Origin of the sequence: Kitasatospora putterlickiae (assembly GCF_039527695.1) — a bacterium.
In the GTDB taxonomy this organism is placed as follows: domain Bacteria; phylum Actinomycetota; class Actinomycetes; order Streptomycetales; family Streptomycetaceae; genus Kitasatospora; species Kitasatospora putterlickiae.
This window is the reverse complement of record NZ_BAAAKJ010000027.1, coordinates 24,066-32,661: the sequence shown is the minus strand read 5'-3', so window position 1 is coordinate 32,661 and position 8,596 is coordinate 24,066. Positions and strand designations below refer to the sequence as shown.

Genomic DNA, 8,596 nt, shown 5'->3' with positions numbered 1-8,596 from the left:
GCGGCGCTCGTGACGAGCGCCGGCCCCCTCTCCGTCGTTTCCCGACGTCCGGTCAGACCACCTGGTGCAGCCAGCGCACCGGGGCACCCTCCCCGGCGTAGCGGAAGGGCTCCAGCTCGTCGTCCCAGGGCTTGCCGAGCAGCGCGGCGATCTCCGCCTCCAGGTCCGTGCCCTCGCTGCGGGCGCGCAGCAGGACGGCGCGCAGCCGGTCCTCGGGGATCAGGATGTCGCCGTGGATGCCGGTGACGGCGTGGAAGATGCCGAGCGCGGGCGTGCTGCTGTACCGCTCGCCCTCGGCGGCGGCGCAGGGCTCGCTGGTGACCTCGTAGCGCATCAGCTGCCAGCCGCGCAGCGCGGAGGCGAGCTTCGAGGCCGTACCGGGCTCGCCCTGCCAGGACAGCTCGGCACGCCAGTGCCCGGGCGCGGCCGGCTGGCGGATCCAGTCCAGGCTCACCCGCACGCCGAGCACCCCCGCGACGGCCCACTCGACGTGCGGGCACAGCGCGCGGGGCGCGGAGTGGATGTACAGGACTCCACGTGTCGTCACCGGGACCTCCAGGCTGTGGACGAGGGTCGCCTTCCCCAGCTGCCTCGTGTTCGTGCCCGTAGTTGATCCGCAGTTACCCACGTTAGCCGACATTAAGCCACTAAATTGAGCAAAACGGACAGGCTTTCGCTCAATGCTAGTCGAATCCGCAACGAGGTCCACCCCTCGGTCGGATCTCTCCCCCGAACGGCCCCATCGCCGGGCGTGACCACCGTACCGCGCCGCCCCTCGGCGCGGATGACGCACTTTCGGATCCGGCCGGAATGCGGTAGTGCGGCCCGCTCCCCTCCGCCGGGTACGCAAACCGCCTCGTACCGGCCGGGCCGGTACGAGGCGGAGCGCGGTGACCGGGCGTCAGCCGTCCAGGCGGACCACCATCTTGCCGGTGTTGGCGCCGCGCAGCACGCCGAGGAAGGCGTCCACCGCGCTGTCGATGCCCCGGGTCTCCGTCTCGCGGTACTTGAGTTCACCCGAGCGCACCCACGCCGAGACCTCCTCGACGAACCTCGGCTGGAGGTCGTAGTGGTCGCCGACGAGCAGCCCCTCCATGCGGAAGCGCTTGGCGATGATCTGCGCGAGGTTGCGCGGGGCCGGGGTGGGCTCGGTGGCGTTGTACTGCGAGATCATGCCGCACACCACGATGCGGCCGTGCTGGTTCATCGCCTCGATGGCGGCTTCCAGGTGCTCACCGCCCACGTTGTCGAAGTACACGTCGACGCCGCCGGGAGCCGCGGCCCGGAGCTGCTCGACGACCGGGCCGTTCCGGTAGTTGAACGCGGCGTCGAATCCGTAGTCCTTCACGAGGAGCTCGACCTTCTCGTCCGAGCCGGCCGAACCGATCACCCGCGACGCGCCCTTCAGCCTGGCGATCTGGCCGACGACGCCGCCCACGGCGCCCGCCGCGCCGGACACGAACACCACGTCACCGGCCTTGACCTCCGCGATCCGCGTCAGTCCCGCGTACGCGGCCAGGCCCGGCATGCCCAGCACGCCCAGATAGGCCGGGAGCGGCGCGGCGTCCGGGTCGACCTTGACGGCCGTCCGGGCGTCGAAGGTCGCGTACTCGCGCCACCCGGAGAAGTGGAGGACGTGGTCCCCCTCGGCGAAGCCCTCCGCCCGCGAGGCGACGACCCGGCCGACCGCGCCGCCCTGCATGGGCTCGCCCAGCGCGTACGGCGCCACGTAGGACTTGCGCGCCGACATCCGGCCGCGCATGTAGGGGTCGACCGACAGGTGGGTGTTGCGGACCAGGACCTCGCCCGGGCCCGGGGCGCGGACCGGCGCCTCGACGAGGGCGAAGTCGGTCGGCACCGGCCAGCCCCGCGGACGGGCGGCGAGGTGCCACTCACGGGCGGAAGCGGGCGTTTCCGGCGCGGTCGGCTCGGCGGCCATGGTGATCTCCCACATGAAAGGTTGAGGTAGTGAAGTAACAATGTGCATGAAAGGTTCACGTTGTCAAATATTCACGGTAGACTGGTCACCATGAACGCCCAGCCGATCCGGGACACCGCGCCGCCGGCCGACGAGATCACCCGCGAGGTCGTCGATCTCATGGCCAACCTGGTCGCGCTCTTCCACCGCGAGTACGAGGAGGCCGCCGCCGCCCGCTCGCTCACCGGAGCGCAGGCCAAGGTCCTCGCCCTGCTGCGGCGCGGCCCGATGCCCATGCGCCAGATCGCCCAGACGCTCAGCTGCGAACCCTCCAACGTCACCGGCATCGTGGACCGGCTGGAAACCCGCGGCTTCGTCACCCGCCAGCCCGACCGGCAGGACCGCCGGGTCAAGCTGGTCGCCGCCACCGACACCGGCAGCACCGCCTCCGAGGAACTGCGCGAGTCGCTGAACTTCGCCCGCGAGCCGCTGGCCGCGCTCGGCCCGGACGAGCGGACCCAGCTGCGCGACCTGCTGCGGCGGATGCTCGCCGGCGCCTCCGGACCGGGCGCGTGAGAAGCATCACAGCGAATTGACCGCCGATCGGAGGTAACCGAACACTCCCTCGAAACGTCTAACGTTCGAAGGTCTACACCTGCCGCGACCAGGCGGTACGGGTGGGACGACAGAGCGCGAGACGGGGGGACGGGAAGGGTGAGCAACAGCTCGCGACGCCGACGAGTCATACGGACCGTCATCGGGCTCGCCGCCGTCCTGGTGCTGTCCGTGGCCGGCGCCGGGGCCTGGTTCTACCACCGGCTCGACACCAACATCACCACCTTCGACGCCGGCGGCGTGGCCACCGAGCGCCCGCCCGCGCCGGCGCCGACCGCGCCGGGCGCCTCGGTGCCGGTCAACGTCCTGCTGCTCGGCTCGGACACCCGCAACGACGGCAACGCCGACCTCGGCGGCGGCGACGAGGGCGTCGGCCACTCCGACACCGCGATCCTGCTGCACGTCTACGCCGACCACAAGCACGCCGTCGGCGTCTCCATCCCCCGCGACGCCCTGGTCACCATCCCGTCCTGCCGGCTGCCCAGCGGCGACTGGACCAAGCCGCGGACCAACCAGATGTTCAACGAGGCCTTCACCATCGGCGAATCCGCCCAGGGCAACCCGGCCTGCACCCAGAACACCGTCGAGGCGCTGACCGGCCTGCGCATCGACCACACCATCGTGGTCGACTTCAAGGGCGTCGCCGCGATGACCGAGGCCATCAACGGCGTGGACGTCTGCGTCCCCAACGACGTCAACTCGCACAACATCAAGCTCAAGAAGGGCCCGCAGAAGATATCCGGCCAGCCCGCCGTCGACTACCTGCGCGCCCGCTACGGCTTCGGCGACAACTCCGACATCGGCCGGATGCAGCGTCAGCAGGCCTTCCTCTCCTCGATGATCCGCAAGATCCAGTCCCAGGGCTTCTCGCTGCCGACCCTGCTCCCGCTGGCCGACGCCGCGACCCGCTCGCTCACCGTCGACGAGGGCCTGGGCACCGCGATGAAGCTGGTCGACTTCGCCCAGTCGCTGCAGGGGATCGAGCTCTCCGACATCACCTTCGTCACCGCCCCCTGGCGCTTCTCCACCGTGCAGAGCGGCCGGATCGACCTCGTCCACCCCGACGTGGACACCCTGTGGCGGCTGCTGCGCGAGGACCGCACCCTGGACGGCCAGGCCACCGGCGAGGTCCCCGACCCCGCGAGCGCGAGCGCCGCGCCCACCGCGTCCGAGCCCTCGCCGACCGCCACCCCGCTCAGCGCCGAGCAGCTCGCGAGCCCGATCACCGTGGTCAACGGCGTCGGCACCGACGGACTCGCCGGCCGCGGCGCGGCGGCGATCCGCGCCCAGGGCTTCCAGAACGTCGCGCTCGGCCAGACCACCGGCGGCCGGCTGAGCACCGAGATCGCCTACGACCCGCCGTTCAAGGCCGTCGCCGAGCGGATCGCCGCGCTCTTCCCGGGCTCCCGGCTGACCGAGGAGCCGGGCTCCGAGGGCGTCGTGGTCACCCTTGGCCGCGACTACCGCCCCACCGCCGCCCCGGTCCCGCCGACCGACGCCGGCACCCCGGGCGCCGCGTCCGCCACCCCCACCGGCCCGCTGCCCACCAGCGTCCCCAGCGCGATAGCCCAGAACAGCCGCACCGCCGACGCCGATCCCTGCGCCGACCTCACCTGGCCGAGGGTGGCGCAGGGCCGCTGAGCACGGCTCAGACCGGGTCGGGAAGCCCGGTGACGACGGCGGTGAGCCGGGTGCCGGGCGGAAAGGCGCCGGCCGCCGCGAGGCCGTACAGGGCGGCCAGCGTCTTCGCCACGTAGCGGCGCTCCAGGGCGACGCCGTGCCGCCGCTCGAAGCCGGCCGCGAACTCCTCCAGCGCGGCCGGCACCCGCCCGTACCCGCCGCCGTGGAACCCGTGCTCGATCCGCCAGCCGCCGAACTCCCGTCCGTACGCCTCCCGGTGCAGCCGGGTCACCTCGCCCTCCAGGTAGCCCTCCGCGCCGCGCAGCACCGCCACGCCCAGCGCCCGCGCCCCGGGCGGCAGCCCGGCCGCGATCCCGGCCAGCGTGCCGCCGGTGCCGACCGGGCAGCAGACCACGTCCCGCTCCCCGAGCCCGGCCAGCTCCGCCACGACCTCCCGCGCGCCGCGCACCGCGAGCGCGTTGGACCCGCCCTCGGGCAGCACCAGGCACGGCCCCCAGCGCCCCGGCGGCCCCCCGGACCCGGCGCCGTCCGCACCCGCCCGCCCGGTGGCCTCCCGGTACTCGGCCCGGGACAGGAACACCAGCTCCATCCCGGCCTCCTCGGCGGCCCGCAGCGACCAGTTCCGCGGCGCCCGCGCCAGCTCCTCGCCGCGCACCAGCCCCACGCTCTCCAGCCCCAGCGCCCCGGCCGCCAGCGCCACCGCCCGCAGATGCGTCGAGTACGCCCCGCCGAAGGTCACCAGCCGCCGGTGGCCCTCGCGCACCGCCAGCTCCAGATTGGGCCCCAGTTTGCGCCACTTGTTCCCCGGCACCAGCGGGTGCACCAGATCGTCCCGCTTCAGCCGCAGCTCCACCCCGGCCCGCTCGAACACCTCGTCAGGACAGTCGACGACGGGGGTGGGCACACGCGGGACGGCAAGCATCCGCCCAGCATACGGAGCCACGCGGGGGCCCGGGAGGGCGTCATCGTCCGGGTGAATTCCAGCGCGTCGCGGCGTGGCGGCATGCCCGATCCCCTAGGGTTTTCCCAGCCAGGGGGCCGCTCGCGCGGGTACGGAGGGTGGGGCGGGTGGGACTCGAACCCACGACCAAGGGATTATGAGTCCCCTGCTCTAACCGGCTGAGCTACCGCCCCGGTTCGCAGCGCGCGACGGCAGGCCGGTCGCGGCAGCAGCAGACGGCCCCGAAAGGCCGTCCCGGGCAGCATAGCCGGTCGATCACCCGTGGTGCGCGCCGGGGGCGCGGCGGTGGACGCGGGCGCGGGCGGGGCGACGGTGGCGCGGGGCGGACCGGCCTGGTAGATCTTGGGCTCGAACGGCGGAACGCGTGATCGGCCGTGCCCGCCCCGAGGACGAGACGGAGCCCTGGATGCCCTCCCGCCCGGTCCGGACCGCGCGCGCCGCCAGGACGGCCGCGGTGGCGGTCCTGCTGCTGGCCGCCGCGATCGCGTGCGGCGGCGGGCAGGACGGCGGGCGGAGCGCGGCGGTGGCCCCGCGGACCCCGGCCTGGGACCGGGTCGGCACGCTCTCGGTGCACACCGCGCAGGGGCCCCGGGCGTGCACGGCGAGCGTGGTGCGAAGCCCCCGGCGCAATCTGCTGGTGACCGCCGCGCACTGTGTGGAGAACCACCGGATCGGCCTGCTGGACGGCCTGGTGTTCACCCCCGGCTACCGCAACGGGTACTCACCGTACGGGAGTTGGCCGGTGAGATCGGTCACCGTCGATCCGCGCTGGTCCGCCGGCGCCGACCCCGAGTACGACGTCGCGTTCGTCACCGTGGGCGCGGTGGGCGGGCGGCAGGTCGAGGACGCGGTCGGCGGCAACCCGCTCGGCACCGCCCAGGGCTTCGGCCTGGCGGTCTCGGTCACCGGTTACCCCAACGAGCGCGACGAGCCGATCACCTGCTCGGGCCTGACCGCCTCGCAGAGCCCGACCCAGGAGCGCTTCGACTGCGCCGGCTACACCGACGGCACCAGTGGCAGCCCCTGGCTCACCGCGAACGGCCGGGTGATCGGCGTGATCGGCGGCTACCAGGAGGGCGGCGAGACGCCGGGCACCTCGTACAGCGTCACCTTCGACGACCGGGTCGCCGAGCTCTTCCAGCGGGCCGTGGCGTGACGGGACTCACGCGGGCCGGGCGGCCTCCGGGACGACCGGGACAACACGAAGGCCCCCCGGTCTACCGAGGGGCCTTCGCTCTGAGCAGTCACCGGGCGGACCCGGCGCAGCTCCCGCATTTGGACTCGAACCAAAAACCTGCCGGTTAACAGCCGGCTGCTCTGCCAATTGAGCTATGCGGGATCGCGGTACACGACTCCCGTACCACGGACGGGCGACCGGCCCCAGGGGCCGCCACCCGAGCTCCCCCAATTGGACTCGAACCAATAACCTGCCGATTAACAGTCGGCTGCTCTGCCAATTGAGCTATGGGGGATCGAGCTTCCCGCTCCGGCCCCCGGTCTCCCGGGCTCCTCGGCGCTCGCTGCGGGACATACATTAGCGCACTCGGGGGGGTGGTCCGCCAATCGCTTTCCGCGGCCGCCACCGGGCGGCCCCGCCCGGCGCGTTCCCCGCGCGCCCGGGACGGCGTCCGTGGATGCTGGGGGCACCGACGGTTCACCGTCCCGGCGGACGGGTAGGGCAATGCGGCAATGGCCGCCAGGAGAGGGTGGAATCCGACCATGTGGAAGCTGTCGTTCGGTGTCGGACTCGCGACGGGCTACGTCCTGGGCACGCGGGCAGGACGCCGGCGCTACGAGCAGATCGCCAGGGTGACCCGGCAGGTCGCCCAGAACCCCACGGTGCAGGGCGCGGCCGGCAAGGCCCGGCAGCAGGCCGGCGCGGTCGCCGGGAAGGCCGCCGGGGCGGTGGCCGACAAGGTGGGCGACCGGCTGCCGAACTCGGTCACCGACCGGGTGCCGTACTTCAACCGGTCCAGGAGCGAGGACGACAGCTGGGGCACCTACCGGCCCTGACCGGCGTCCCGCACCCGGCCCGCGGCACCCCTTAGCGGCCGTCCGTGACGGGCGGGTGACACGGTGGTGAAGGCCGGCCGGACGAGGGCTCCCGGGCGCGGTACCGAACGGGCAACACTTGCCCGGGCGGGCCGCGCCCGCGCGCCCGCTGAGGCATGATCTCGACTATGGCCATCGTCGCGGGGATAGACAGCTCGACCGGTCGCACCAGGATCGTCGCGTGCGACGCCGGAACCGGCGCCGTCCTGCGTTCCGGCAAGGCCCCCCACCCCGCGCCCGAGGACCCCGACGCCCGCCCCGGCGAGGCCGACCCGCAGCTCTGGCTGCACTCGCTCGGCGACGCCGCGGCCGGCGGCCTGCTGGAGGGCGTCCGGGCGATCGGCGTCAGCGCCCAGCAGCACGGCATGATCGGCCTGGACGCCGGCGGTGTGCAGGTCCGGCCGGCGATCCTGTGGAACGACCCGCGCTCCAGCGGCGCCGCCGCGGCCCTGCTGGCCGAGCTGGGCGGCCCGGCGGCCTGGACGNNGATCGGCGCCGTCCCCAGCCCCGCGTACACCGTCGCCAAGCTGCGCTGGCTCGCCGAGTTCGAACCGGCCAACGCCCGGCGGATCGCCGAGGTGCTGCTGCCGCACGACTGGCTGGTCTGGCAGCTGCTCGGCCACCCCAAGCGCCGCACCACCGACCGCGGCGACGCCTCCGGCACCGGCTACTGGTCCCCGATCACCGGCGAGTACCGGCAGGACCTGGTCGAGCTGGCACTCGGCCACGAGCTGCGGCTGCCGGACGTGCTCGGCCCCGCCGAGCCCGCCGGCCACACCCCCGAGGGCCTGCTCATCTCGGCCGGCACCGGCGACAACATGGCCGCCGCGCTCGGCCTGGGCCTCGGCCCCGGCGACGCGGTGGTCTCGCTCGGCAGCTCCGGGACGATCTTCGCGGTGCACGAGCGGGCCGTGGTGGACGCCACCGGCCTGGTCTCCTCCTTCGCCGACGCCACCGGCCGCCACCTGCCGATGGTCGCCACCCTGAACGCCGCCCAGGTGCTCCGCTCCACCGCCGCCCTGCTCGGCCTCGACCTGGAGGGCCTCAGCGACCTCGCCCTGCGGTCCTCCCCCGGCGCGTACGGGCTGGTGCTGCTCCCCTACCTGGACGGCGAGCGGACGCCCGCGCTGCCGCACGCGGCCGGCACGCTGACCGGCCTGCGGGCCGAGTCGATGGCCCCCCAGCACGTGGCCCGGGCCGCCGTCGAGGGCATGCTCTGCAACAGCGCGGACGCCCTGGACGTGCTGCGCGCCCGCGGCGTCGAGGTCAAGCGGGTCTTCCTGCTGGGCGCCGCCGGGCGGCTGGCGGCGGTGCGGCACGTCGCGCCGCAGCTGTTCGGCGTGCCGGTGGTCGTCCCGCCGCCCGGCGCGCACGCGGCGCGCGGCGCGGCCCGGCAGGCCGCCTGGGCG

8 protein-coding genes and 3 tRNA genes are annotated in these 8,596 nt (G+C 74.0%); 5 read left to right on the top strand and 6 right to left on the bottom strand.

Features of this window, described 5'->3' with window-relative positions; all coding sequences use genetic code 11:
* Positions 1–52: 52 nt before the first annotated feature.
* The gene (locus tag ABD308_RS03475) at positions 53–547 is read right to left on the bottom strand and encodes a DUF3145 domain-containing protein (protein ID WP_344325324.1); all 495 of its coding nucleotides are present in this window, start codon (positions 545–547) and stop codon (positions 53–55) included.
* Positions 548–901: 354 nt separating this feature from the next.
* Positions 902–1,954: an NADP-dependent oxidoreductase gene (locus tag ABD308_RS03470; RefSeq protein WP_344325321.1), complete on the bottom strand. Its 1,053-nt coding sequence runs from the start codon at positions 1,952–1,954 to the stop codon at positions 902–904.
* A 75-nt stretch (positions 1,955–2,029) separates the two neighbouring features.
* Here ABD308_RS03470 and ABD308_RS03465 point away from each other — a divergent pair, with 75 nt between their 5' ends.
* Both ABD308_RS03465 and ABD308_RS03460 read left to right on the top strand, forming a co-directional pair.
* A complete protein-coding gene (locus ABD308_RS03465) occupies positions 2,030–2,494 on the top strand; it encodes a MarR family winged helix-turn-helix transcriptional regulator (RefSeq protein ID WP_344325318.1) in 465 nt (154 codons plus the stop codon).
* 138 nt (positions 2,495–2,632) lie between these two features.
* A complete protein-coding gene (locus ABD308_RS03460) occupies positions 2,633–4,174 on the top strand; it encodes an LCP family protein (RefSeq protein WP_344325315.1) in 1,542 nt (513 codons plus the stop codon).
* Between the two features lie 7 nt (positions 4,175–4,181).
* Here ABD308_RS03460 and ABD308_RS03455 read toward each other — a convergent pair whose 3' ends face one another.
* Together ABD308_RS03455 and ABD308_RS03450 are read right to left on the bottom strand one after the other, a co-directional pair.
* Complete coding sequence (locus tag ABD308_RS03455; RefSeq protein ID WP_344325312.1) at positions 4,182–5,096, bottom strand: 1-aminocyclopropane-1-carboxylate deaminase/D-cysteine desulfhydrase; 915 nt, start codon at positions 5,094–5,096, stop codon at positions 4,182–4,184.
* A 138-nt stretch (positions 5,097–5,234) separates the two neighbouring features.
* Positions 5,235–5,308, bottom strand: a tRNA-Ile gene (locus ABD308_RS03450).
* A gap of 233 nt (positions 5,309–5,541) precedes the next feature.
* Here ABD308_RS03450 and ABD308_RS03445 point away from each other — a divergent pair.
* Complete coding sequence (locus tag ABD308_RS03445) at positions 5,542–6,291, top strand: trypsin-like serine peptidase (protein ID WP_344325309.1); 750 nt, start codon at positions 5,542–5,544, stop codon at positions 6,289–6,291.
* Positions 6,292–6,401: 110 nt separating this feature from the next.
* Here ABD308_RS03445 and ABD308_RS03440 read toward each other — a convergent pair.
* Positions 6,402–6,474, bottom strand: a tRNA-Asn gene (locus ABD308_RS03440).
* A gap of 60 nt (positions 6,475–6,534) precedes the next feature.
* Positions 6,535–6,607: transfer RNA gene (locus ABD308_RS03435), tRNA-Asn, on the bottom strand.
* A gap of 247 nt (positions 6,608–6,854) precedes the next feature.
* Here ABD308_RS03435 and ABD308_RS03430 point away from each other — a divergent pair.
* On the top strand, positions 6,855–7,148 hold the full coding sequence (locus ABD308_RS03430; RefSeq protein ID WP_344325306.1) for a hypothetical protein: 294 nt from the start codon (positions 6,855–6,857) through the stop codon (positions 7,146–7,148).
* Positions 7,149–7,315: 167 nt separating this feature from the next.
* On the top strand, positions 7,316–8,596 hold a 1,281-nt coding region (locus ABD308_RS03425; RefSeq protein WP_344325303.1), incomplete at its 3' end, for an FGGY family carbohydrate kinase.

What these genes read in the sequence shown, in the direction of transcription:
- ABD308_RS03455 (WP_344325312.1), bottom strand. Translation starts at nt 5,096, where the DNA reads ATGCTTGCCGTCCCGCGTGTGCCCACCCCCGTCGTCGACTGTCCTGAC.
- ABD308_RS03465 (WP_344325318.1), top strand. Translation starts at nt 2,030, where the DNA reads ATGAACGCCCAGCCGATCCGGGACACCGCGCCGCCGGCCGACGAGATC.
- ABD308_RS03470 (WP_344325321.1), bottom strand. Translation starts at nt 1,954, where the DNA reads ATGTGGGAGATCACCATGGCCGCCGAGCCGACCGCGCCGGAAACGCCC.
- ABD308_RS03430 (WP_344325306.1), top strand. Translation starts at nt 6,855, where the DNA reads ATGTGGAAGCTGTCGTTCGGTGTCGGACTCGCGACGGGCTACGTCCTG.
- ABD308_RS03445 (WP_344325309.1), top strand. Translation starts at nt 5,542, where the DNA reads ATGCCCTCCCGCCCGGTCCGGACCGCGCGCGCCGCCAGGACGGCCGCG.